The 24,567-nt window shown below is 58.0% G+C and carries 22 protein-coding genes and 1 pseudogene; 4 read left to right on the top strand and 19 right to left on the bottom strand.

All coding sequences use genetic code 11. The features are described from left to right. Nucleotides 1-155: 155 nt before the first annotated feature. The 9 genes from msrQ to mrcB all read right to left on the bottom strand — a co-directional run bounded on the left by msrQ (nt 156) and on the right by mrcB (nt 9,968). Entirely contained in the window at nt 156-776 is a 621-nt protein-coding gene (gene msrQ, locus AC19YR_RS22880) for a protein-methionine-sulfoxide reductase heme-binding subunit MsrQ (RefSeq protein WP_095111013.1), read from the bottom strand. Continuing rightward, on the bottom strand, nt 776-1,789 hold the full coding sequence (gene msrP / locus AC19YR_RS22875; protein ID WP_095111014.1) for a protein-methionine-sulfoxide reductase catalytic subunit MsrP: 1,014 nt from the start codon (nt 1,787-1,789) through the stop codon (nt 776-778). The genes msrQ and msrP overlap by 1 nt, the downstream gene beginning before the upstream one ends. Before the next feature lie 63 nt (nt 1,790-1,852). Next, complete coding sequence (gene pssA, locus AC19YR_RS22870) at nt 1,853-2,710, bottom strand: CDP-diacylglycerol--serine O-phosphatidyltransferase (RefSeq protein ID WP_500600270.1); 858 nt, start codon at nt 2,708-2,710, stop codon at nt 1,853-1,855. Nucleotides 2,711-2,854: 144 nt separating this feature from the next. After that, complete coding sequence (gene ilvC / locus AC19YR_RS22865; protein WP_003228216.1) at nt 2,855-3,871, bottom strand: ketol-acid reductoisomerase; 1,017 nt, start codon at nt 3,869-3,871, stop codon at nt 2,855-2,857. Between the two features lie 49 nt (nt 3,872-3,920). Then, nucleotides 3,921-4,412 (bottom strand): acetolactate synthase small subunit, encoded by a 492-nt coding sequence (gene ilvN / locus AC19YR_RS22860; RefSeq protein WP_017133046.1) that lies wholly within the window; start codon nt 4,410-4,412, stop codon nt 3,921-3,923. Between the two features lie 2 nt (nt 4,413-4,414). Continuing rightward, nucleotides 4,415-6,139 (bottom strand): acetolactate synthase 3 large subunit, encoded by a 1,725-nt coding sequence (locus AC19YR_RS22855; RefSeq protein ID WP_095111056.1) that lies wholly within the window; start codon nt 6,137-6,139, stop codon nt 4,415-4,417. A 431-nt stretch (nt 6,140-6,570) separates the two neighbouring features. Next, entirely contained in the window at nt 6,571-6,900 is a 330-nt protein-coding gene (locus AC19YR_RS22850; protein ID WP_500600269.1) for a YqcC family protein, read from the bottom strand. Further along, a complete protein-coding gene (locus AC19YR_RS22845) occupies nt 6,900-7,628 on the bottom strand; it encodes a tetratricopeptide repeat protein (protein ID WP_095111017.1) in 729 nt (242 codons plus the stop codon). The genes AC19YR_RS22850 and AC19YR_RS22845 overlap by 1 nt, the downstream gene beginning before the upstream one ends. Before the next feature lie 15 nt (nt 7,629-7,643). Beyond that, nucleotides 7,644-9,968, bottom strand: a complete 2,325-nt coding sequence (mrcB, locus tag AC19YR_RS22840) for a penicillin-binding protein 1B (RefSeq protein WP_095111018.1) — start codon at nt 9,966-9,968, stop codon at nt 7,644-7,646. 117 nt (nt 9,969-10,085) lie between these two features. Here mrcB and AC19YR_RS22835 point away from each other — a divergent pair, with 117 nt between their 5' ends. The 3 genes from AC19YR_RS22835 (at nt 10,086) to AC19YR_RS22825 (ending at nt 12,597) form a co-directional block, all read left to right on the top strand. Continuing rightward, a complete protein-coding gene (locus AC19YR_RS22835; protein WP_500600268.1) occupies nt 10,086-11,642 on the top strand; it encodes a bifunctional aminoglycoside phosphotransferase/ATP-binding protein in 1,557 nt (518 codons plus the stop codon). 92 nt (nt 11,643-11,734) lie between these two features. After that, nucleotides 11,735-12,079 (top strand): pentapeptide repeat-containing protein, encoded by a 345-nt coding sequence (locus AC19YR_RS22830; RefSeq protein ID WP_500600267.1) that lies wholly within the window; start codon nt 11,735-11,737, stop codon nt 12,077-12,079. A 245-nt stretch (nt 12,080-12,324) separates the two neighbouring features. Then, the gene (locus AC19YR_RS22825; protein ID WP_095111021.1) at nt 12,325-12,597 is read left to right on the top strand and encodes a TfoX/Sxy family protein; all 273 of its coding nucleotides are present in this window, start codon (nt 12,325-12,327) and stop codon (nt 12,595-12,597) included. 275 nt (nt 12,598-12,872) lie between these two features. On the opposite strand, the gene deoC is transcribed toward AC19YR_RS22825, so the two are convergent. From deoC to AC19YR_RS22775, 10 genes and pseudogenes are all read right to left on the bottom strand, one after another. Then, nucleotides 12,873-13,619, bottom strand: coding sequence for a deoxyribose-phosphate aldolase (gene deoC / locus AC19YR_RS22820; protein WP_095111022.1), 747 nt, complete (start codon nt 13,617-13,619; stop codon nt 12,873-12,875). Between the two features lie 136 nt (nt 13,620-13,755). Beyond that, a complete protein-coding gene (locus AC19YR_RS22815; protein ID WP_095111023.1) occupies nt 13,756-14,523 on the bottom strand; it encodes a heme ABC transporter ATP-binding protein in 768 nt (255 codons plus the stop codon). After that, on the bottom strand, nt 14,523-15,506 hold the full coding sequence (locus AC19YR_RS22810) for a FecCD family ABC transporter permease (protein ID WP_176465171.1): 984 nt from the start codon (nt 15,504-15,506) through the stop codon (nt 14,523-14,525). Before AC19YR_RS22810 ends, AC19YR_RS22815 begins: the two co-directional genes overlap by 1 nt. Nucleotides 15,507-15,556: 50 nt before the next feature. Further along, a pseudogene (locus AC19YR_RS22805) lies at nt 15,557-15,727 on the bottom strand (hemin ABC transporter substrate-binding protein); the annotation flags it as partial. 240 nt (nt 15,728-15,967) lie between these two features. Then, nucleotides 15,968-16,501, bottom strand: coding sequence for an NUDIX domain-containing protein (locus AC19YR_RS22800; RefSeq protein ID WP_077750520.1), 534 nt, complete (start codon nt 16,499-16,501; stop codon nt 15,968-15,970). Between the two features lie 92 nt (nt 16,502-16,593). Next, nucleotides 16,594-17,445, bottom strand: a complete 852-nt coding sequence (locus AC19YR_RS22795) for a universal stress protein (protein WP_500600266.1) — start codon at nt 17,443-17,445, stop codon at nt 16,594-16,596. An 11-nt stretch (nt 17,446-17,456) separates the two neighbouring features. Next, nucleotides 17,457-18,944: a SulP family inorganic anion transporter gene (locus AC19YR_RS22790; protein WP_077750518.1), complete on the bottom strand. Its 1,488-nt coding sequence runs from the start codon at nt 18,942-18,944 to the stop codon at nt 17,457-17,459. Nucleotides 18,945-19,381: 437 nt separating this feature from the next. Continuing rightward, nucleotides 19,382-19,837, bottom strand: coding sequence for a hypothetical protein (locus tag AC19YR_RS22785; RefSeq protein ID WP_077750517.1), 456 nt, complete (start codon nt 19,835-19,837; stop codon nt 19,382-19,384). Between the two features lies 1 nt (nt 19,838). Then, nucleotides 19,839-21,920: a site-specific integrase gene (locus AC19YR_RS22780; RefSeq protein WP_138739113.1), complete on the bottom strand. Its 2,082-nt coding sequence runs from the start codon at nt 21,918-21,920 to the stop codon at nt 19,839-19,841. Continuing rightward, nucleotides 21,917-23,164, bottom strand: a complete 1,248-nt coding sequence (locus AC19YR_RS22775) for a hypothetical protein (protein ID WP_500600265.1) — start codon at nt 23,162-23,164, stop codon at nt 21,917-21,919. Before AC19YR_RS22775 ends, AC19YR_RS22780 begins: the two co-directional genes overlap by 4 nt. Nucleotides 23,165-23,361: 197 nt before the next feature. Here AC19YR_RS22775 and AC19YR_RS22770 point away from each other — a divergent pair. Beyond that, nucleotides 23,362-24,515, top strand: a protein-coding gene (locus AC19YR_RS22770) for an IS3 family transposase (protein ID WP_500600264.1) whose coding sequence is annotated in 2 segments (ribosomal slippage) — nt 23,362-23,605 and nt 23,605-24,515 — 1,155 coding nt in all. Because the reading frame shifts where the segments join, the coding sequence is not laid out codon by codon here. The last annotated feature ends 52 nt before the right edge of the window (nt 24,516-24,567 follow it).

Below are 24,567 nucleotides of genomic sequence, written 5' to 3'. Positions count from 1 at the left end.
AACACCTCTTTTTCAACTCCTTTCGGGCTTCGATGACCTGAAGCTCCGCACTGCCGAAACCTGCATAACTCTTTGTTTACCAAGGAGTTTTCCGTTTCGACTGCGCCGGAAGTGGGGCGAATTATAGGCGCATGGAACCTGACGTCAAGAACTAATTACGCTTTTGTTACAGAGAGCGCACGCTTGTTAATCAGTCGCGGGATTCGCCGAGCTATGGGCGGGATGCGCAACAGCATGAGAACACCCCCTACCGCGGCATAGATAGCCCACTCCTTAAGGTCTGCCCGAACGATCCAGAGCATATGCAACAAGCCAAGCCCAAGAATTACGTAGACCAGCCGATGTAGTTTTTTCCAACGAACGCCCAGCCGCCGCTGACTGTAACGGTTGGAAGTCACTGCCAACATCAACAGGCAAAAGAACCCCAATGCACCGACGATGATATAGGGACGCTTGCGTAACTCCACACCCAACTGGGACAAGTCCAGTCCTAAAACGAATACCAGGTAAGCACTCAAGTGCAACACGACATAAGCAAAGCACCATAACCCCAATTGACGGCGTACGACGACCCATCCTGGCCAGCCTGTCAGTTTTTGCAGAGGGGTCATGCTCAGGGTTACTAATAGAAGAATCAGCGTCCCCAACCCCAGGCGATCCACCAACACCTTCCCCGGGTCCGGCCCCAGCGCAAAAGCCCAAGCCTGATACACCCAAAGCAATGGCCAGGCCGATGCTGCAGTAAAGACACTCAGACGCCAGTACAGATAACGCATCAGTAATTCTTCCGCAGATCCAAGCCTGTATATAAAGAAGCGACCTCTTCCGAGTAGCCATTGAACATGCGGGTTTCACGCACGTTGGGACTGAATAGTCCGCTTGGCAGGCGACGCTCGCGGGCCTGGGTCCAACGCGGGTGGTCGACGGTAGGATTCACGTTGGCATAGAAACCGTACTCATCCGCTGCGATGCTTTGCCAGGTAGTCTTTGGCTGCTCGCTGACGAGGCTGATTCGCACAATGGACTTGATACTCTTGAAGCCGTACTTCCAGGGCACCACCAATCGCAAGGGCGCACCATTCTGATTCGGGAGCTCGCGCCCATACATCCCGACGGCGAGGATAGCGAGCGGGTTCATGGCTTCGTCCAGCCTCAAGCCTTCAACGTAAGGCCAATCGATCAGAGCAAAACCTGAACGCTGCCCAGGCATTACCTTAGGGTCCTGCAGGGTTTCGAAACGAATGAATCGCGCCTTGGAAGTAGGTTCGACCTGCTTAAGCAGTGCCGAAATCGGGAAACCCAGCCACGGAATGACCATCGACCAAGCCTCGACGCAACGCAGACGATAGATGCGCTCTTCCAACTGATAGGGCTTCATGAAGTCTTCGAGCGCATATCGCCCAGGCTTGGCGACCTCCCCATCGATCACCACACTCCATGGCTCGGTTTTAAGCGCACCGGCGTTGGCGGCGGGGTCGCCCTTATCGGTACCGAACTCGTAGAAGTTGTTGTAATGCGTAGCGTCCTTGAATGGCGTGATCGCTTCATCCTTGACGTTAACCGCTTGCCACTGGGCGTGAGAGAGTTTCTCGGCAAACCAAGTCGGCGCTCTACCCGGTTCGACATCCGCATACCGGGAAGGCTCCTGGGCACTGGCCCAGCTCGGCAGGGTGCTGGCAGCCAAGCCTGTAACCGCACCACAGAGCAGGCTGCGGCGAGAAAGGTAGAGGGACTCTGGCGTGACATCCGATTCGTGGCAATCGGATGACTTGGTGGACTTGATTAACATGGAAACTCCGCAGCATTGGCGAACTGATTCACCCATAGACTGCGGAGTATGGTGGAAATTACATCACTCGGCGTTTTTGTGACGACGCAGGCGCAAGAGGTGCTGGATCGGCCCGGAAGCCGCATAGACGAGGAATACCAGCAGCAGGGTACGCGGCGGGTCGATGAAGACCACGGCAAACACCAATACCACGGCCAGAATCGCAACAAAGGGCACTCGCCCCTTTAGATCGAACTCCTTGAAGCTGTTGTACTTGATATTGCTGACCATCAGCATGCCCGCCGCCGCTACCATCAGCGCCACCAGGAACGACATTTTCGAGCCCTGGATCCCGTAGTCACTGAACGCCCAGACAATACCAGCCACCACACCTGCCGCCGCCGGGCTGGCCAGACCGATGAAGTAGCGCTTATCGGCCGTCCCCACCTGAGTATTGAAGCGCGCAAGGCGCAACGCCGCACCGGCCACATAGATGAAGGCGACCATCCAGCCAACCTTGCCCATATCGCCCAGCGCCCAGCCAAATGCCAGCAACGCAGGCGCAACGCCGAAGGCGACCATGTCGGACAGCGAATCGTACTCAGCGCCAAAGGCGCTCTGGGTATTGGTCATGCGAGCAACGCGCCCGTCCAGACCGTCGAGCACCATGGCGACGAAGATCGCGATTGCGGCGAACGCAAAATAGGTGCTCGCCCCTTTGACGTTCCCAGCACTCAGGGCACTTTGCGCGCTCATGGAATTGATGATGGAGTAGAAACCGGCGAACAGGTTCGCGGTGGTGAAGAGGTTGGGCAAAAGATAGATGCCACGATGCCGGACTTTACGGCCTTCAGCGTCATGCCCTTCTTCGACATGCTCATCGATGGGTAGCAGGCTTTCGGCGTCAGAGGCCTGGTGTGGCTCTTCGGGACGTTCGCTCATGGACAATACCTTGCAACGGTGTGGAGAATTTCGACAGATGTTTGCGGCAACGGTTCGCCAGCAAACGATGCAGCTTTATACCAGATGCCGCCCGCCAAACGAAAAAACGCGGCCTAGGCCGCGTTTTCCGTACAAGTTGACGACTTAGTTCTTGGCTTTGTCGACGATCTTGTTGGCGCCGATCCACGGCATCATGGAGCGCAGTTGCTCGCCGATGATTTCAATGCCGTGGGCGGCGTTGTTACGACGCTTGGCGGTCATCGAAGGGTAGCCGGTAGCACCTTCGCTGATGAACATCTTGGCGTACTCGCCGTCCTGAATGCGCTTCAGGGCGTTGCGCATGGCCTGGCGGGATTCGGCGTTGATGACTTCCGGGCCGGTCACGTACTCGCCGTACTCCGCGTTGTTGGAGATCGAGTAGTTCATGTTGGCGATGCCGCCTTCGTACATGAGGTCTACGATCAGCTTCAGTTCGTGCAGGCACTCAAAGTAGGCCATTTCCGGCGCGTAGCCCGCTTCAACCAGGGTTTCAAAACCAGCCTTGACCAGTTCAACGGTACCGCCGCACAGAACGGCTTGCTCGCCGAACAGGTCGGTTTCGGTTTCGTCCTTGAAGGTGGTTTCGATGATGCCGGTACGACCGCCACCCACGCCTGCCGCATAGGACAGAGCAACGTTCTTGGCGTTGCCCGAGGCGTCCTGGTAGATCGCGATCAGGTCAGGGATACCGCCGCCCTTGACGAACTCGGAGCGCACGGTGTGGCCCGGTGCTTTGGGCGCGATCATGATGACGTCGAGGTCGGCACGTGGCACAACCTGGTTGTAGTGGATCGCGAAGCCGTGGGAGAAGGCCAGGGTGGCGCCTTTCTTGATGTTCGGTTCGATTTCGTTCTTGTACAGCGAGGACTGGAACTCGTCCGGGGTCAGGATCATGACCAGGTCTGCAGCGGCGACGGCGGAAGCAACGTCAGTCACTTTCAGGCCATGGGCTTCAGCCTTGGCAACAGTGGCCGAGCCTTTACGCAGGCCAACAGTCACGTCAACGCCGGAATCTTTCAGGTTGCACGCTTGAGCATGGCCCTGGGAGCCGTAACCGATGATGGCAACTTTCTTGCCCTGGATGATCGACAGGTCGCAGTCTTTATCGTAGAAAACTTTCATGAATTTCCCCTTTATATCCAGGCCGTTCAGGCCATTCGCTAATTGTTGTTTAGATGCTCAGCACTTTGTCGCCACGGGCAATCCCGGTCACGCCACTACGGACGGTCTCCAGAATCGCAGCAGTGCCGATTGACTGAATGAAACTGTCGAGCTTATCGCTGGTTCCGGTCAGTTGAACGGTATACACGCTCGCACTGACGTCGACGATCTGCCCACGATAAATATCGGTGGTGCGCTTGATCTCGGCGCGCTGGGCGCCGGTGGCCTTGATCTTGACCAGCATCAGCTCGCGCTCGATGTGCGCGCTTTCCGACAGATCGACCAATTTAACCACTTCGATCAGCTTGTTGAGGTTCTTGGTGATCTGCTCGATCACTTCATCGTGCCCCACGGTGGTCAACGTCAGACGCGACAGGGTCGGGTCCTCGGTCGGCGCCACGGTCAGGCTTTCGATGTTGTAGTTGCGTTGCGAAAACAGGCCCACTACACGAGACAAGGCGCCCGGTTCGTTTTCCAGAAGCAAGGAGATTATGTGCCGCATGATTAAGTACGCTCCGTCTTGCTCAGCCACATATCGCGCATGGAGCCGTCTTTGATCTGCATCGGATAGACGTGCTCGCTGGTATCGACCTGAATGTCGAGGAACACCAGGCGATCCTTCATGGCGAAGGCTTCTTCCATCTTCGGCTTCAAGTCCTTGAGGTCAGTGATGCGGATGCCCACATGACCATAGGCTTCAACCAGTTTGACGAAGTCAGGCAGCGATTCCATGTACGAGTGGGAGTGGCGGCTGCCGTAGCTCATGTCCTGCCACTGGCGCACCATTCCCAATACGCCGTTGTTCAGGCTGACGATTTTCACCGGCAAGCCGTACTGCAGGCATGTGGACAGTTCCTGGATGTTCATCTGGATGCTGCCTTCACCGGTGACGCACGCGACGTCGGCGTCCGGGAAGCTCAGCTTCACGCCCATGGCCGCCGGAAAACCGAAGCCCATGGTGCCCAGGCCACCGGAGTTGATCCAGCGGTTGGGCTTGTTGAACTTGTAGTACTGCGCCGCAAACATCTGGTGCTGGCCCACGTCGGAGGTCACAAAGGCGTCGCCCTTGGTCACTTCGCACAGGGTTTCGATCACGGTCTGAGGCTTGATGATGCTGCCGTCGCCCTTGTCGTAAGGGAATAAGCCGCGGTCGCCGCGCCATTCATCGACCTGCTTCCACCAACTGGCCACCGCTTCTTTGTTCGGGGTTTCGCCGATGTCCTTGAGCGCGGCGACCATCTCGGTCAATACGCTTTCGACCGGGCCAACGATAGGCACGTCTGCCTTGATGGTCTTGGAGATCGAAGCCGGGTCGATGTCGATATGAATAATCTTGGCATTCGGGCAGAACTTGGCCGGGCCGTTGATGACGCGGTCATCGAACCGCGCACCAACCGCGAGAATCACGTCGGCATGGTGCATGGCCAGGTTGGCGGTGTAGCTGCCGTGCATGCCGAGCATGCCGATGAACTGGCGATCGGTGCCAGGGTAGGCGCCCAGGCCCATCAGGGTGTTGGTGACCGGCAAGTTGAGCATTTGCGCCAGTTCGGTCAACGGCGCCGAGCCGCCGCCGAGGATCACGCCACCGCCGGCATAGAGCACCGGACGCTTGGCCGCCAGGAGCATTTCCGCCGCTTTGCGGATCTGGCCGGAGTGGCCACGGACCGCGGGGCTGTAGGAACGCAGCTTGGCTTTTTTCGGGAAGATGTATTCGAACTTCTCGGCCGGGTTGGTCATGTCTTTTGGAATGTCGACCACGACCGGGCCAGGACGACCGGATTGCGCCAGATAGAAGGCTTTCTTCATGATTTCCGGGATTTCCGAGGCGTGCTTAATCATGAAGCTGTGCTTCACGATCGGCCGGGAGATACCGATCATGTCGGTTTCCTGGAACGCATCGGTACCGACCATGGTGCTGGGCACCTGGCCAGAGATGATGACCATCGGAATGGAGTCCATGTAGGCCGTGGCAATACCGGTAATGGCGTTGGTCGCGCCAGGGCCGGAAGTCACCAATACAACACCGGCCTTGCCGGTGGCGCGGGCATAGCCGTCAGCCATATGGGTTGCGGCCTGCTCATGGCGAACCAGGATGTGAGTGACATCCGGTTCCTTGAACAGCGCATCGTAGACATGAAGAAGAGCACCACCCGGGTACCCGTAGATGTACTTGACGCCTTCGTCGCGCAAAAAGCGCACGAGCATCTCACCACCAGATAAAAGCTCCACGTTGTTCACCTCTAAAACGCCAGAATACCGTCCACAAAAAGCCGACGGGTCTTAATAGGTTTACTTCTCGGCAGAGCATGAGCGACGGTGGTCGCCGACTACGTCAGCACTGACTGAGCAAGTATTGGGAGCTCCCCAAGTGTTGCGGGGTTTTCCCACCCAGCGCGAGGTAACGCGTTGCGGGTGTAACAGGTCGGCGCGGATGTGCGCCTCATGATCTGCCGAGTGGGCCTGCTTCTGGCAGTCCCTCTACAGCGGACTTTGGATTCTTCTGTTTCGCCCTCTGCAAGTCAAGCAATAATTGCGCTTTTTTGCAGCTAAGCGCATGAGAATGCAGAAAAAAGTGATTGACGGAGGGATAAAACTCGCCTGAGCCCGCTCAAGCGGTAGAAAAATGCGAGAGGCCGCCCCTAAACGCGACAGCCTTGCGCTTATTTCGCGCCGACGATCAATTGATCGAACTGCGCCAGCAACCGGCGCAACTGGGCGCCCCGCCCCGGGCGCTGGGCGAAGACCATCTCAGCCATCTCCAGAATCCCGGAAGCGCTGGGCAGCGGCAGATCCTGTTCTAGGATGATTTTCATCCGTGGCAGGAAGATCCATTGCAGCCACTGCTCAAACTCCAGCGTATCGACACTGAACGGCTCGACGCTGGCCAGGGCCTCGGCGCTGGGCGCCACCTCATCCCACCAGCCCTGGACCCGCAGCTCACGCTCGATCAGCAGCAGTTGGTCGGCGATTTGCCCCAAACGCGTGTCCATCACAGATTCACCTTGGCCTTCTGCCGGGCTAACGCGGCGCCGGCAGGATCACCCTGCTTCTCCCGCGCCTGGGCAATCAGGCCCCAGAGGCTGGCTTGCAGGTCGGGGCGGCCGTTGGCGAAGGTCAAGCCACGCCGGGCGAATTGCTCGGCTTGCGCCGCGTCGCCTTGCGCCATGCGCACCTGGGCCAGGCGATAGAGCACTTGCGGTTCACGTGGGGCAACACGCTGGGCCCGCTCCAGGCTGGAAGACGCGCCATTGAGGTCGCCGCCGGCCTGTTGCTGTTGCGCGGTGGTGAGCAGCGCCAGCACCGGGCCATCCAATTGCTCGTCGGCCGAGAGGCCGCCCGCGTTGGCCGACGGAATGCCGCTGGGCGTCGATGGCATGTTGTAGGTCGGATTGATCGGCGCCGTTTGGATCGGCGCAGAGTCGATCGGCCCAGGCGTGATCGGCCCCGGCGTAATAGGTGCGCTGCTGATCGGCGCCGAAGTGGTCGCGCCGCCACCGGGGATCATCACCACCACGCCCGAGTCCTGGGGAATCGCCTGGGCCTGGGCCTGGGCCGGGCGCTGCACGGTGGTCTGGCGGAAACCCCCATTGGCCGAAATCCGCTCGTTATTGGACACAGCGGTCCCGGAATCCACTACCGGAATCGAACCGCGCTGTACGTTGGCGCAGCCACTGACCATCGCCAGTGCTGCCATCGCCGGAATCCACCACTTGTTCACGTCAAACCCTCTCGCTTAATTCATCCAGCCCTTGACCCAATCCATCACCGAATCGCCGGATGCCGGGGTTTCCCCTGCACAGGCCGCGCCGGGAGGCGGCTCGCTGCCGCGAATATACGGCATCTGCACCGCGCCCGGACAACTGGCTTCAGAGCCCTGCCCGGTGCGTGAATCGACCCACGCCAGAACGATGTTGTCCGGCTGCGGCATGTCCAGCGGCAATGGGTCGGCCTTGCGCATGAAACTGCTCCACACCTGCAATGCCCCTGTAGCGCCGGTAAACGGCGTCTTGCCGTTGTCATCACGGCCCATCCACACCACCGCCAGCAAGTCCTGGCTGAAACCGGCGAACCAACTGTCCCGCGAATCGTTACTGGTGCCGGTCTTGCCGGCCAGCGCCAGGGTCTTGGGCAGCACGTTGTAGACCGAGCTGCCCGTGCCCTCGCGCATCACCCGTTGCATGGCGCTTTGGATCAGGTAGATGGAACCCGGGTCAAAGCGTTGCTGGATCTGGAATGGATAACGCTTGAGCGGTTCGCCCTCGGCGGTCAGTACGCTGCGGATGCCCCGCATTGGCGTGTTGAAGCCGCCGTTGGCCAGGGTCTGGTACATGGTGGCCACTTCCATCGGGCTCAGGCCGCCGGCCCCCAGCAGCATCGACGGGAACGCCGGGAATTCCCGGGTCACGCCCAGGCGAGCGAGGGTCTTGAGCACATTGGGCACGCCCACTTCCAGGCCCAGGCGCGCCGTGGACAGGTTGTAGGAGTGGGCCAGCCCTTGATAGAGGAACACGGTGCCATGGGAGCGGCGGTCGTAGTTCTGCGGCTTCCACACCTGGCCGTCCGCGCCCTTGACCGAGAACGCTTCGTCGGAGAGCCAACTGGTGAGGGTGTACTGGCTCGGTTTCTCCAGCGCGGTCAGGTAAACCGCCGGTTTAATCAGCGAGCCGATGGGCCGCACCGCGTCCAGGGCCCGGTTGAAGCCGGCGAAACTGGCCTGGCGGCTGCCGATCATGGCCTGTACTTCACCGGTTTCCGGGTTGGTGACGACCATCGCCGCTTCCACCTCGTCCGCGCCTTTACGCCCGGCCAGGCGTTTGAACGTGTCGTTGACCGAGGCCTCGGCTTTCATCTGCAGGATCGGGTCGAAACTGGTGAAGATACGCAGCCCTTCTTCGGTCAAGTCTTCGTCGCGGTAGTCTTCGCGCAATTGGCGCTTGACCAAGTCAAGGAACCCGGGGAAGGAACTGTCGGCCAGGCTGCCACGCTTGGTCACACCCAAGGGCATCTTCTTCGCGGCGGCCACTTGCTCGGCGCTGGCGACGCCCTGCTGCTCCAGCAGGTCGAGCACCAGGTTGCGCCGCTCCAGGGCGCGTTCGGGGTAACGGCGCGGGTTATAGGAGGACGGCCCCTTGACCATGCCCACCAGCAGCGCCACCTGATGCAACTTGAGCTCGGACAGAGGCTGGCTGAAGAAGAACTGGCTGGCCAGCCCGAAACCGTGCACGGCGCGCTGGCCGTCCTGGCCGACGAACACCTCGTTGAGGTACGCCTCGAGAATCTCGCGCTTGTCGTAATGCAACTCCAGCAGCAACGCCATCATCGCTTCGGTCAGTTTGCGCGACAGGCTGCGCTCGTTGGTCAGGTAGAAGTTCTTGACCAGTTGCTGGGTCAGGGTACTGCCGCCCTGGCGCATTTTGCCCGACGAGGTGTTGACCCAGACCGCCCGCGCAATCGACTTGGGCGATACGCCAAAGTGCTGGTAGAAGTCGCGGTCTTCGACCGTGACCAGGGTCTCGAGAAGGAACGGCGGCACCTGGTCGATTTTGATGAGGATGCGGTCTTCCAGGTTTTTCGGGTACAAGCCGCCGATCAGCAGCGGCTCCAGGCGCACCACCGCGACTTTCGCGCCCTTGGCGCCAGAGAGCTCGGCTACGTAGTCGCCGGAAAAGCGCACACGCACCGGTTGCGCCTGCTCCATGCCTTCATAGAACTGGAAGCCACGGGTGTTGAGTTCAACGGTATTGCCGTTGACCGAGGCCGCGCCGGGGCCGTTGGCGATACTTTCGCGGCGATAGCCCAAGGCGTCGAGTTCGGTAAGGAAATCGTCCTTGCTCAGCTTTTGCCCGACGAACAGCTCCAACGGGCGGGCATACACTTTGGCGGGGATGGTCCAGCGCTTGCCGGAAAACTTCTCTTGGACCACGGCATCGAGGTAAACCGCAAAGCCAGCGACGATCACAAGGCCTACCAGGCCCAGCTTCAACGCCCAGCCGAGCCAGGGGCGCAGGCCGCTAGAGGAGGTTTTTTTACGGGAACGGGGGGATCGGGTACGAGTCATGGCGGCGGATTATACGCACTTTACTCATCGTCAACAGGCGCTGTCCGAGGTTTGCACGACCGCCGCATGCGGCCATAATGGCGCCCTTGAATTTTCCCCGACTCAGAAGGATCGCCTGTGAGCCAGTCATTGATCGCCGCCCTGCAAAACCCGGCCCTCTACCCCCATTCCGTAGAAGGTTTCCAGGTCATTGAGACGCACATCTCTTGGGTACTGCTCACCGGCCCTTACGCTTATAAAGTGAAGAAACCGGTCAATTTCGGTTTCCTGGACTTCACCGACCTGGCCTCGCGCGCGCATTTCTGCGCCGAAGAACTGCGCCTGAACCAGCGCCTGACCCAAGACCTGTACCTAGAGGTGCTGCCCATCACCGGCAGCGCCGAAGCCCCGCAACTGGGCGGTGACGGCCCGGTCATCGAATACGCGCTGAAAATGCGCCAATTCCCCCAGAGCCAATTGCTCAGCACCCTGCAAGCCAACAGCGAGCTGACCGCCAGCCACATCGACGACATGGCGCGCCAGATCGCCCGCTTCCACCTCGACTCCCCGCAAGTGCCCGCCGCCCACGACGCCGGCACCCCGGACAGCGTGATGGCACCGGTGTTGCAGAACTTCGAGCAAATCCTGCCGTTCCTCAGCGACAAGGCCGACCTGGTGCAACTTCAAGCCCTGCAAGCCTGGGCGCAAGCCAGCTTCGAGCGCCTCAAGCCGCTGTTCGCCCAGCGCAAGGCCGAGGGTTTTATCCGCGAATGCCACGGTGACATCCACCTGGGCAACGCCACGCTGATCGACGGCGCCGTGGTGATTTTCGACTGCATCGAGTTCAACGAACCCTTCCGCTTCACCGACGTCTGGGCCGACACCGCGTTCCTGGCCATGGACCTGGAGGACCGCGGCCTCAAGAGCCTGGCGCGGCGCTTCGTCAGCCAATACCTGGAGCTGACCGGCGACTACCAGGGTCTGGAGCTGCTCAACTTCTATAAAGCCTACCGCGCCATGGTGCGCGCCAAGGTCAGCCTGTTCAGCATGCCGGCCGACGCCACCCCGGTGCAAAAGGCCACTACCCTGCGCCAGTACCGCAACTACGCCAACCTGGCGGAAAGCTACAGCACCATCCCGTCGCGTTTCCTGGCCATCACCAGCGGCGTCTCGGCCGTGGGCAAAAGCCACGTGGCCATGCGCCTGGTCGAAGCGCTGGGGGCGATCCGCCTGCGTTCGGATGTGGAGCGCAAGCGCCTGTTCGGTGAACAGCAGCAAGCCAACACCGTCGAAGCCGGGATCTACAGCGCCCAGGCCAGTGCCGACACTTACGGGCGCCTGCACCAGTTGGCCGACACCATCCTGCGCGCCGGTTTCCCGGTGGTGATCGACGCCACCTACCTCAAGCGCGACCAGCGTGAAGCCGCCGCCAAAGTCGCCGAAGCCACCGGGGCGCCGTTTTTGATCCTGGACTGCAACGCCCCGCAAGCCGTGATCGAGAGCTGGCTGGCCCGGCGCCAGGCCGAACGCAACGACCCCTCCGATGCCACCCTGGACGTGATCGCCGCCCAACAGGCCAGCCGCGACGCCCTCAGCCCTGCCGAAGTGCTGTGCAGTAAGCGGGTCGAAACCAATGAAAGCGGCACCCTCGACGCGTTGGTGGCGCACATTCGCCAGCGTCTGCCAGGGCTCTAAGCCCTTTTTGCAGCCGTGAAGCCAAGGATGGCTTCACGGCTGCAAAATACTGGCACTATACTGGCGTCATAAATCCAACAGGTGACGCCCTCATGAGCCAGCCCAAATTGCTCGATACTCCGCTCTTTGCGCTCTTGCACAAAGACGACATCTCAGGCTTCAACCGCGAACGGCCCAAAGACACCCCCATCAACATGCGCGGAGGCGACTTCCGTGGCCTTGACCTGCGGGAACTGAACGCCGAAGGCATCGACTTCACCGATAGCTACTTCCGTTCCGCCGACCTGCGTGGCCTGGACCTGCGCCATTCGTCGCTTGAGGGCGCCAGCCTGGCCCACGCGCAAATCTCCGGCACCTACTTCCCGCCCGAGCTGAGTGCCGATGAGATTCTGATGTCGGTCAATTTCGGCACGCGCCTGCGCTACCGCACCCGCTGACCGCGCCGAGCGCTCAAGCCCGACGCTTTGCCCCCGTGCTAGGTCCTTGCGCAGTGCGCTCGCTGTGCAGAGCGGCTCGCCCTCAAACTTCTCCTACAGGCACTTAGGGCCTTTCCTAAGCCTTGATTTCTAGTTTCTTAGACGCTTTTGAATCAAAACCTACCAAAGAATCACGATTTTCCTACTGAACGCTACACTCCTTGCAGGCATGCCCACGCACCGTTCGGCCGTCGCAAGGAGGCTTGATGAATGATGAATTGCAACACCTGAAAAACCTTGGCAAGACGTCGGCGCAGTGGCTGCATGCCGTGGGCATCCATAGCGCGTCGGACCTGCGGCGCCTGGGGGCAGTGGATGCCTACCGGGCCGTACGCACCCGGGGTTTTCGCGCTTCTAAAGTGTTGCTTTATGCCATTGAAGGCGCATTGATGGACGTGCACTGGAACGACATTCCCGCCGAGCGCAAGGAGGCCTTGAACCGGCAACTGGACGCGATTTCTGCCCGGCACAAAAGTTAAGGCACAAAGACTGCGCCACAGCCACCCGAAAAAAACACCAAACCCCAGTATTTACGGGTGCTCCGGGCCAATCCAGGGCCCGCGCAGAAGAATTTGATAAACAGCCGTTGACTTAAGAATGAGAATCGTTATGATTGGCGCAACTGGTCGCGAGATCAGTCGATAATCTGGAAGGCCAGTGGTTCGGACTCTCAGCTTATCTCCTCATCAGGCTAATCACGGTTATTTGACCCGGCTCATCGCCGGGTCTTTTTTTGCCTGCACAAAAGTGCGCCTCAGGCTTGCAGACACGCCGACAACTCGTCCAACAGGCCGATGGCGCCCATACGCAAGCGCTCAGGATTGAGCCATTCATCGCCAAAACGGCTGTGCACTAGGTCCACGTACAGGCGCACATCGTCCAGGGTACGGATGCCGCCGCAGACCTTGATCCCCACCGGCGCCTCGCTCTCGGCAATGGCCGTCAGGATGATCCGTACCGCCTGCTCCGTGGCGCTGACCGGGCTTTTACCGGTGCTGGTCTTGATGAAGTCGGCGCCGGCCTCGATTGCGTCGAGGCTCGCGCGGCGAATCAGTTGCGGGTCACGCAGCACGCCGGTTTCCAGGATCACCTTGAACCGCACCCGCCCCTCGCACACAGCGCGACAGGCTCCCAGCAGGGCCTTGGCCGGCTCTGCCTCGGCAGCGATCAACGCGTGATAGGGGTAGACCACGTCGACCTCATCCACCCCCGCCGCGATGGCTTGCTCGATGTCCGCGATGATCGGCGCGATACGGCTGCCGCCGAACGGGAAATTGGCCACCGTGACCAGCCGCACGCTGGGGCAATCGAGTTGGCGCAGGGTTTTCCGGGCCAGGGCGACGAAGCGCGGGTAGACACACACCGATGCCACCGGGCCGAATGGTGTCAGTGCGCGGCGGCACAATTCGACAATATGTGCGTCATTATCCGCGGCGTTGAGTGAAGTCAGATCAAGTAAACCGATAGCAAGGTGCGCCAGCTCTTTGCCTGTTGATTCCATAAGCTCTCCCGCTGCCCGTGCAGCCTCTACCTGTCAACGGCACAAAGGGTAAAGAGCCTGTGGCGGCGTGTCTCACGCCGGGAGCAAGTAAGGAAGCCAGCTACTCGATTCCGGGAAAGGTCTTAGGAACGCCTCATCAGCGGGCAATAATCAGCGGATGACCGCGCTCCGGGTGTGGCTGCACCAGCACCTCCAGGCCAAACACCGCTTTGAGCGGCACCGGCAGCAGGACCTTGGCCGGGCTGTCCAGGGCGAAGGACCGGCCGTCCTGCAGCAGCAGAATGCGGTCGCAGTAGCGGGCCGCCAGGTTCAGGTCATGGAGGATCACCAGCACCGCCGCGCCGCGGTCGGCGAAGGTGCGGATGGCGTGCAGCGTGGTGTGCTGGTGCAAGGGGTCGAGCATGGAGGTCGGCTCGTCCAGCAGCAGGGTTTGCCCCGCCTCCCCCGGCCACAGCTGCGCCAGGACCCGAGCCAAGTGGACGCGCTGGCGTTCACCGCCCGACAGCGCCAGGTAACTGCGCCCGTGCAAATGGCCGACATCCGCGGCGGCCAGTGCGGCCTCGATGATCTCGTCGTCGCGAACCCGGCCGCTGTGGTGGGGCAAGCGGCCCATGCCCACCACTTCTTCGACACGAAAGGCAAACTCCAGGGTCGAGGCTTGCGGCAACACCGCCAGCCGCTGGGCCCGTTGCATACCGGGCCAGTGGGCCAGTTCGTCCTGGTCCAGCCAGACCTTGCCTTGATCCGGCTTCAACTCGCCACACAAGGCGCCGAGCAAGGTACTTTTGCCCGCGCCGTTGGGGCCAAGCACCCCCAGCACTTCGCCAGGGTTAAGGTGCAGGTTGATATCCGCCAGCACGGTTTTGTCGCCGCGCCGAATGTGCAGGTTTTCTACGCGCAACATCAGGCACGGCCTCGCAGCAGCAAATATAGGAAGAACGGCGCGCCGATAAATGCGGTAACAATGCCAATAGGCAGCTCCGCCGGTGCCAGCGCCAGGCGCGCCACCAGGTCGGCGAACAGCAGCAGAGTCGCCCCGGCCAGCACCGAGGCCGGCAGCAGCACGCGGTGGTCCGGCCCGGCCAACAAGCGCACCAGGTGCGGCACCACCAAGCCGACGAAACCGATCATCCCCGCCGCCGCCACGGCCGCACCCACGCCCAGTGCGGTACAGAACACCAATTCACGCTTGAGGCGCTCGACGTCGATGCCCAAGTGGCCGGCCTCCGATTCGCCCAGCAACAGGGCATTGAGGGCCTTGGCCCGGCGTGGCAGCCACAGCGCCACCGCCGCGCTGACCAACAGCAACGGCCACAACCGCGCATAACTGGCGCCGTTGAGGCTGCCCAGGTTCCAGAACGTCAGGGTGCGCAATGTGGCGTCGTCGGCCAGGTAAGTGAACAGGCCCACCACTGAGGTGGCCAGCGCCGTCAGGGCGATGCCCGCCAGCAGCATGGTGGCGACGTTGGTCTGGCCATTGCGCCGGCCCAGGCGATAGACCAGCGCAGTCACGCCCAAGCCACCGATAAACGCGCACACCGACAACAGATACGGCCCCAGCCCTTCGGGCAAACCACCAAACGCCGAGCCGAAGACGATGGCAATCGCCGCGCCCAGGGCCGCGCCGCTGGAAACCCCCACCAGGCCCGGGTCCGCCAGGGGGTTGCGGAACAGCCCCTGCATGGCCACGCCAGACAACGCCAGCACCCCGCCCACCGCCAACCCCAGCAGGGTGCGCGGTAGGCGGATCTGGCCGAGGATCAATTCCGCCTGCTCCAACCCCTCGGGAGCCAGCGGCACACCGAGCAGGCGCAGGGCCGCGCGCAAGGTATCGAACAACGGCAGGCTCACCGGGCCCAGGGCCAGCGACAGCCAAGTCGCCAGCAAACACAGCAGGCCCAGGCCGATGAACAGCGCGCGCGGCTTGACCAGCGTCCTCATGGGGCGGCTTTGGCCGCAGGCGCCTGGGCATAGAACTCACCCGCCAGCGTCAGCAGGCGCTGGGGCAGACGCGGCCCCAGGCCCCCGACGAGCAGGGTCGGGTCCAGCTCGAACACCCGGCCGGCCTTGGCCGCAGGGGTGCTGGCGAAGATCGGGTTTTCCCTGAAAAAGGTAATCATATTTATTGTTACACCCCTCTATCCCCAATAAATATTGCGCGAAACGGCAGGTAACTGTTTTTCTGTTACAGGACGTTCACGTTTCAGAATAAAAATTATTCATTCTGATACTCATAGACCGCACGGTGGTTAGGTGCCGACACAGCGGGCGAGCGCAATCACGCAATAACTCCCGCAGCATTGGATGCTTGCCTGAGACCGCTAAGTGGACTTCGCCAAATAGTCAGCTCAAAGGCTGATTGGCATCAACAATTCGGAAGCGACTTTTCTCAGCATGTAGGTTTCGCGCAGAATTGATTGCCCCATCGAAGACTCGTGACGCTGCATAACGGCCTCATTGTGCACGATGGCTTCATGCAGGTTGATCCACACAGGCCGCATACCATTCGCGATTTCGTGGCTTTCCATTCTCACGGGCGCTAGCTGGGGAGCGATTTCGCATAGATAAAAATGCGAGGTCATGTGCATCAGGTCATATTCTGGTTTCCAGTAGGGCCGGTACTCCTCGATGTAACCGTAGTGCTGGAGCACCTGTATTTGACGAGCACCAGTCTCTTCCTCAAGCTCACGCTTCAGGCCTGCGACAATGTCTTCGTCACCATCAAGGCCGCCTCCAGGAAAGCTGAAATCGTTATAGCGCTCCGTGAACAGCAACAGGATCTGTTCATCCCGCATCACGATGCCGCGTGCTGCGTGTCGACGGAATACTCTGCCCTGTTTGGATTTCAGCTCGGGGTGAACAATTTCAGTTATGAGTTGCATGTGGTCTCGTTACGGCAAGATCAGTTAGTCATCGTCCAGGGTGGCCACGGTATTTCCGCAGCTCTGGAAATACTGTGGCCAGTGGAACTGGTTCAGCGAAGCAGCAATACGGGTAAAGTGGATGTTCGCAGCATCGTCGTGGTCGTGCTGCCCACCAGAAACTGCCTGATGCGTGAGTGCCCGTACGCCCCCATGACCAAGAGGTCAATGCAGTGCTCTGCCTGATACGCATGAAGTACCGACTCTACTTCGCCTGGGCGGATCTCGGCATGCACTAGCGGGCCAGAACTGGCGAGTGTGGTTCGTGCTTTCTCTAGCTCATTCTGATTTTCTTCAGAGTCCGTACCAACCATGACGATATGAATTGGCAGGCCTTCGCACAGCGGGCTTGAAGCAAGCATCTGTACGGTCTTGTGGCCTGTAGCGCTGCCGTCAAATGCCACCATGACCGTTTCAGGTTTCCTGAAATGGCTGGTTGTAATCAGGATGGGGCGGTGGATAGTTCGGACTACCGCTTCAATCTGGCTGCCAAGACTTTGGGCACTGCGCGTGCTGTCCTCTCCGACTCTTCCGATCACCAGTAATCGAATATCGTTTTGGAGATCGCTCAGGCTCTCGACTAGATGTCCATGGCGCTGCTTCAGATCAGGTGACATGGCGCCAGAGATGACTGTTCGCTCGCGAGCTTTTTCAAGCATGTGCTGTCCATGTTCCAAGGCCAGTTTTGCACGCTGCGCATCCAGCGTGGCCAACTCTTCCAGTAGATGTTCTCTGCTACCGAGGCCGATATTGCCGCTGAGGTCAGCGGATGCAGGATATTTTTCCTTATCCAGCACATGAAGCAAGATCAGGGGAGCGCTGAGTCGTTGCGAGGCCCATGCTGCGTAATCGCAGACCGCCAATGAGGATTGTGAGTTATCAATGCATGCCATTACGTGGGTCATTGTCGTTCTCCTTAGTGGCTCATGAGCTTGTCGATGGCACCGGGTTTGTCATGCACACCGAAGCGGTCAACGATTGTTGCGCTGGCTTCATTGAGACCGAGCACTTCAACCTCAGCGCCTTCGCGGCGGAACTTGATCACGACCTTATCCAGGGCTGCGACGGCGGTGATATCCCAGAAATGCGCCTGTGTGAGATCGATGGTGACCTTGTTGAGCGCTTCCTTGAAGTCAAAAACTTCAGTGAACTTGTCCGCAGAGCTAAAGAACACCTGGCCCACGACGTGGTAAGTCCGATGCGATTCCGTCTCTTCCAGAGTGCTCTTGATATCTAGGTAGTGCCCGACCTTGTTTGCGAAGAACAGGGAGGCCAGCAGCACACCTACCAGTACGCCGTAGGCCAGGTTGTGAGTGGCCACGACGACAACGACGGTCGCCACCATGACGAGGTTGGTCGACAGCGGATGCTCTTTCAGATTACGCAAAGAATCCCAGCTAAAGGTGCCGATGGATACCATGATCATCACAGCCACGAGTGCCGCCATAGGGATTTTGGAGAGCCATTCGCCAAGAAATACCACCATCAGCAGCAGGAAAACGCCGGCACACAATGTCGAGAGACGGGTGCGGCCACCAGATTTCACGTTGATGATCGACTGGCCGATCATGGCGCAACCTGCCATGCCGCCAAGCATGCCGGCAGCGATGTTGGCCACACCCTGGCCTTTGCACTCGCGGTTCTTGTTGCTGGTGGTATCGGTAAGGTCGTCGACGATGGTCGCGGTCATCATTGATTCGAGTAGACCCACTACTGCCAACGCAGCCGAGTACGGGAAAATGATGCGCAGGGTTTCAAAATTCAGCGGAACTTCAGGCCAGAGGAAGATCGGGAGCGTATCAGGCAGTTGGCCCATGTCACCGACGGTGCGGATATCCAAACCGAGGTAAATGGCGATGGCCGTCAGCGTCAGAATGCACACCAATGGAGAGGGAATCAGCTTGCCGATTTTCGGCACATACGGAAACAGGTAGATGATTCCCAAGCCCGCAGCGGTCATGGCATAGACATGCCAGGTGACATTGGTCAGCTCAGGCAATTGCGCCATAAAAATCAGAATCGCCAATGCGTTTACGAAGCCGGTGACTACCGAGCGTGAAACAAAGCGCATCAACGAGCCAAGCTTCAGGTAGCCGGCAAGGATTTGAAGTACGCCACATAGTAGAGTCGCGGCCAGCAGGTACTGGAGTCCATGCTCTTTTACCAGCGTAACCATCAGCAGTGCCATGGCGCCTGTCGCCGCCGAGATCATTCCGGGGCGTCCGCCGACAAAGGCGATGACAGCACAGATACAGAAGGAGGCGTAGAGACCGACTTTGGGATCTACCCCGGCGATGATGGAAAAGGCGATGGCTTCCGGGATCAGCGCGAGTGCGACCACCAGCCCCGCGAGCACGTCGCCACGGACGTTGGAAAACCACGTTTGTCTAAGTTTTTGCAGCATAGAAAATATCCAAGGCAAAGCATCGCGCACGCCAAAGGAAGGCGAGCGAATCGATACAAATTCAAATTTTGAGGATTTTTTGCTGTGTGCTTAAGGTATAAAACCAGGCGTACAGCAGTACGCACCCGCGAGCGAGGCTAGCGGAAGCAGAGTGTTGCGGGGGGGCGTAGCGCTAAGGCGGCGTAGGCTGCCAGTAGATCGTTTGGAGTACAGTCATGCTGATGTTCCTGTATCTCAAGGGGTATGCGGAGCAGAAGTATACAATGAAGCCATCGTCGATTGCGACCCGCTGCCAAGCTCCACATGAGTTACGTCAGATACTGGCTTATTCAATGGGTATACCTGCGGGCAAGGCTTTGCCCTCCATTCGTTCTTGTTCGAGCTGACCTGTGCGCTGAGAAGTGAGTTGGCCAGACGGTTACGATCCGTCTAGGCATTCATCGAATCGACTTCACCTGACTTCTAGGACTGTTGATCTTAAATAGCAGATCACGGTTTACACCTTCCAATTGCTTGTTCTCCTTGGCCAGCAGAGCGTTTTGCTCCTGAAGTGCTTTCTTCTCTGTACAAAGCCGCAGATTCACGATGGCTATCCTCTTCAGATCTGCATCTCGCTCAGCCAGTATGTCACGCAACTCCTTAATCAGCAGATCTGCCCCCTGAAGGGCTTTCTCCTTCTTGACGAGCTTTTCTCGCGACTCCTTGTTGGTCTTTTGACGAATTAACTCTGCAAGGTCTGGATACCGGTTGTGTATCGTCGCATTGCTTATGCCTGCCTCTTCGGCGACGGAGGCGATACTTAGCTTACGACTCAGCTGAACCTGCTTGGGACGCCCCTTGGTAATCCTTGAGATAGCCAACTCGATTGCACGCCTTGTCTGGTCATTTCCCATGCTACACCGCCTCTACTGCTGGTATGAGACGCGATGGACGTTCTGGTAAGGAATACGGCTCAACTGGGTCTCCAAGTTCGCCTAGCACCCGCTCTGCCTCTCGCAAGTGCCTTGTGGCTCGCTCCCAGGCCGGATCGCCAAGATCTGGCCATGAGAGCACCTCAACCTGCTGATCTCTAATGCGCCGCCATATGAGCAAGTGTCCCTGGTCGATGACACCCTCACCGCAGCCAACGCAACGAATCGCATCGTAAAGCCCCTCCCCGCCGCATCCCTTAGTCGTTGCCAAACACCAAGAGTGGCCGGTGCCACGGATAAAAACACCTTCGCCAACAGCCCTGACCAGAGCTTTAGGGTCTTTTGCTGTCTTCACCTCGGGTCTCCCTCTGAAGCGCACGATATGGTCAGCCCTACCGCCAGAAAGCTTCTGGCTCGGAGCCAGCCATCCAGAAACGATACTTACCTGCAATTCGTCCCTTTTTGACAATACAGATTCAAGAAGCGTGTCATCAAATAGCGGGTCTTTTGCATAGTGCAGAGTCATATCCATTGACCAATGTTTGAAATGGTGTCGCAGATACCGAACATCGCCAAGTACGTTCCTGGCGACAAAAACAGCAAATGTTCTCCGAAACTGGTGTGTTGCGAGCGGCCACAGTTTCTCCGGAGTTATCGTAGTACGATCAAGAACTTCACCCAAGTCATCATTCAACACCACTAGCTCAAAACGCTCTGCAACCTTTTTGAGGAGCGTATTTGTTAGTACGTTCTGTAGAAATTCAGGCCGCGTGCCAAGCGCTTTCCAGCCAAGAAAAAGGCTGCTACCCAAGAGAGTGGCATCATTGACGACTTTTGATTTTAGTCCCTCATCTTTGGCTAGTTCGTACAGATACAATCTTCTTTTACCGATGTAGGGCAGAAGAGATCTCCGCAACCCCGCTGCCACATTCACAGCCTTTTCGACGACAGGTGGAACCATCCATTTTGCAGGTTTTGGCTGCTCCTCCAGCTTGTATGTGAGCCCATGTATCCAGCAAAATTCTTCGCCATCCATATCGAATGAGCGCTCAAAGCAATTATGTTTTAACGAAATAATTTCGGAGTCCCGCATACCGCTAAACATGGCAACGACGATGTAGCAGCACGTACGCAGAATCCTGACCTCATCATCAAGATCCGTTAAAAATCGCAGTCCGTTCGCGTCAAGCAAAGACTGCATTTTAGAAAGTGCCCTTGCCCTCGCGATATCATAAGACACTGACTCTAGCGTCTGATAGGAGCTCTTCGCACCTTTTTCCAGTCTCACCCTTGCATGATACTCAGCAAGCTCCATCTCTTGTGAATAACAGGAGTGGAATGTATCCCAGATATGCAGAATTCGATCCGACTCATGCTCTATGAACTCTAAGGATTTTCGCCCGAGATCGGCATATAAGCGCTTTGGAATAATCTCAGTCCGGACATCATACATACCACCTGTACGTCGAGCCCCTGCAAGACTGAACGCAGTTTCCTCTGGCCACGGATGCTCACTCATTGGTTTTGGCAAATGAGTTCTAAAAGCGTATATCAATTCCAAAACTTCTAATAGAGCAACTTTTTGTCTCTGCTTAACAGACTTATCCGCGCCTACATATAAAGCATACGCAGCACACCGCACAGGAGTCAGCTCATCAAAGCCCGTGATGGATTGCCCGCACATCCAACGAAGAAGCGGCTTCACGTTCGTCCAGCACGAAATTAGTGTTGCTGCTTTTATGTGCTTGGTTGATCGCGGTGACTTGGCGAGCCAACGAGTATATATAAAAGACTTAGCGGCTATTAGCAAACTAGTCTCTGATTTGTCGATGGATCTCACTTCATCGGAAAGTGGATGGTCAAAATTCACATAGAGGTTTGACGTATTTTTGTTGAGAACATACGGGGAAAAGTCCCATATGTTGTCCTCATACCTAGAAAGCGGCATTGATTTACCGTTTTCGCCGGTTATGTATGTAACTGCAAGATCATTTCGATCATCAACAGCGATCTTTCTCAGGACTGCACAGGGCGGCCTGGCTACAGTTGCATTAGCACCGTTCACTCATCACCTCCAAGCAAAGTCCTATCTCGCCACATTGGATGAGGGGTAGCGAGGGCTCGGTGTTTCTCGCGCTCAACTACAACCGGATCAAAAAGGGGAGTTATATCGTTGTCGATGACACGGATCACCCACGCATAGACGGAATTCCAGCGCGATTTGCCGAGTAGCCCGCGTTCTTTGATCAGGAGCCAATAAAAACTGAACAGACGATACAGGTCTGATTCGATCACGACCTGATTTGGGCAACGAAAGCAATGGAGAAAGCGCTGACAGTTGGTGGTGCCATTTCTTGGAGCAAAACGGCCATTGATAGGATCTGAACAACGCGCAACGCCTGTATTAAGTGCTCCACTCAGTAGCAGATCAACTTTTTCGGGCTCTATGGATAGTTGAGCTGACAAGTCATCGCGAAAGCTCTGCTCATTCACCTGACCGGTCATGACGCCTTCGAGAATACGACCAACGAATTTGTGATTCCGCTCCATCTCGGGCGTGACAGCGAGGTAGTGGCTATCAGTCATCCGCGTACTATTACCCAAGAGCTGAGCCGTCTTGAACAAGTTTCCGTTGCTCAGTTGCCACATTCGCGTGGCAAAGGTTTTTCGTAGCCTCGATACGTTGACCTTCAGTAATTCTGGCAGGCCGTTCGATGCCCTTCTATCGCCAAAAATTTGATGCCGGGCCACCAGTGCAGTGGCTTGTTGGTCAATATTGGAGGCGTTGAGAGTCTTCACGCCTCTATTCCCCTTGGCGCGGTAAAGCCAGACACGATCGTGCATCGTCTTCGGTGCTAGATCTAGCAAAGGAAACGATCGGACTAGCGCTTCCCGGTACAGGGTGACCACATCGCTCGGTACCGACGCGGACTCATCATCAGTGGTGTGGTAACGAAAGGCTTGGCGGTGAATCTTGAAACCTCGACGCTTATACAACTGGAGCACGCCCATATCCGGCTTGAGAGGGTGATCGGTGATCGCATCTCTGCTCATCTCTAGTAGTGGCGTGAGATTGCGACCACTCCTGGCAGCAATCAGCAAGAGGTAAACAGTCATAGCTGCGGCCTCGCTCCCACTAGGCAAATTACCGGAGCGGATCATGTCTAAGTCCTTCAGGAGCGCTATCAGCAAGCGCTCTATCTCGCCCTGCGTGAATGCCTGATGACCAACATACGCTCTGTCGGCGTTCGGAAATGGAATTTGAGGAAACACACCGATCCCGAGTTGCCCGGCGCGAACACGGTTCATCAAGACTGTTTTTGTTGTGTTGTAGATGGCCCGCGCCGATGTGATTGAGATTGTCCCCTTACCCCTTGCTGGCTGTTGCTTCAGCCATTCCGTATAGCGTTCAACTGTGCGGGGGACTATGTCGGCGAGGCACCCTGAATCGCCCCTAGTTTCGTAGACACCTCCAAGCCTTAAAATGAGGCCCATTAGGAGGTGCCATGAGCAACCAGCGTTATCCCGAAGAATTCAAAATCCAGGCGGTCAAGCAAGTGACCGAAAAGCAGCTTCCTGTCTCGGAGGTGGCTGCACGATTGGGCGTGTCCGTGCACAGCCTCTATGCCTGGGTTAAGCGCTACACCAAGCCCCAGGAACAGCGCGTTGAGGAGGATGATCAGAGCGCAGAGGTTCGTCGTCTACGTGCTGAGCTGAAACGGGTGACGGAGGAGCGAGACATCTTAAAAAAGGCCGCCGCGTACTTTGCCAAGGAGTGCGGCTGAAGTACGCCTTTATTAAGCAGCAAGCGGGTCACTACGCGATTCGACGGCTTTGCCAGACGCTCAAGGTTCATCCCAGCGGCTACTACGCGTGGCTATCAGAACCAAAATCTGCGCGAGCCAAGGACGATCAGCGACTGCTTGGATTGATCAAACACTCCTGGCTGGAAAGCGGTGGCGTTTATGGCTATCGCAAGATCCATGATGATCTGCGAGAGATTGGTGAGAGCTGTGGCCGCCACCGGGTGGCTAGGTTGATGCGCCTTGAAGGGCTACGTTCTCAGACTGGGTATCGACGAAGGCCGGGGAAATATGGCGGTAAACCAGCCGTTGCCTCACCGAACTTACTGAAGCGCCAATTCGATGTCAGAGAACCCAACAAAGTCTGGGTCACAGACATTACCTATATCCGAACATATGAAGGCTGGTTGTATTTGGCCGTGGTGCTCGATCTGTTTTCACGCCAGATCATTGGTTGGTCAATGAAGTCGCAGATGACTAGCGACGTAGCCATTGATGCACTGCTGATGGCGGTTTGGAGACGCAAGCCGAAACAAGAGGTGATGATCCACTCGGATCAAGGAAGTCAGTACAGCAGCTCAGACTGGCGAAGCTTCTTGAAAGCTAACAACCTGGTGGCCAGCATGAGTCGTCGAGGTAACTGCCACGACAACGCTGTGGCGGAGAGCTTTTTCCAGTTGCTAAAGCGGGAGCGGATCAAGCGTAAAATCTACACTACACGCCAGGATGCTCGGGATGATGTGTTCGATTATATCGAGATGTTTTACAACCCAAAACGACGTTGCGGATTCCACGACACTTGGACACCCAGTCCACGATCATTTGGACACTCGTTCCACGCTCACTTGGACACCTGATCCACGCCCATTTGGACAGGCAGTCGGAGCGCAGCGACGCAGGTTTGCATTG

The organism is Pseudomonas sp. MF08817 (assembly GCF_059862705.1).
This window is presented reverse-complemented; position numbering and strand designations above follow the sequence as displayed.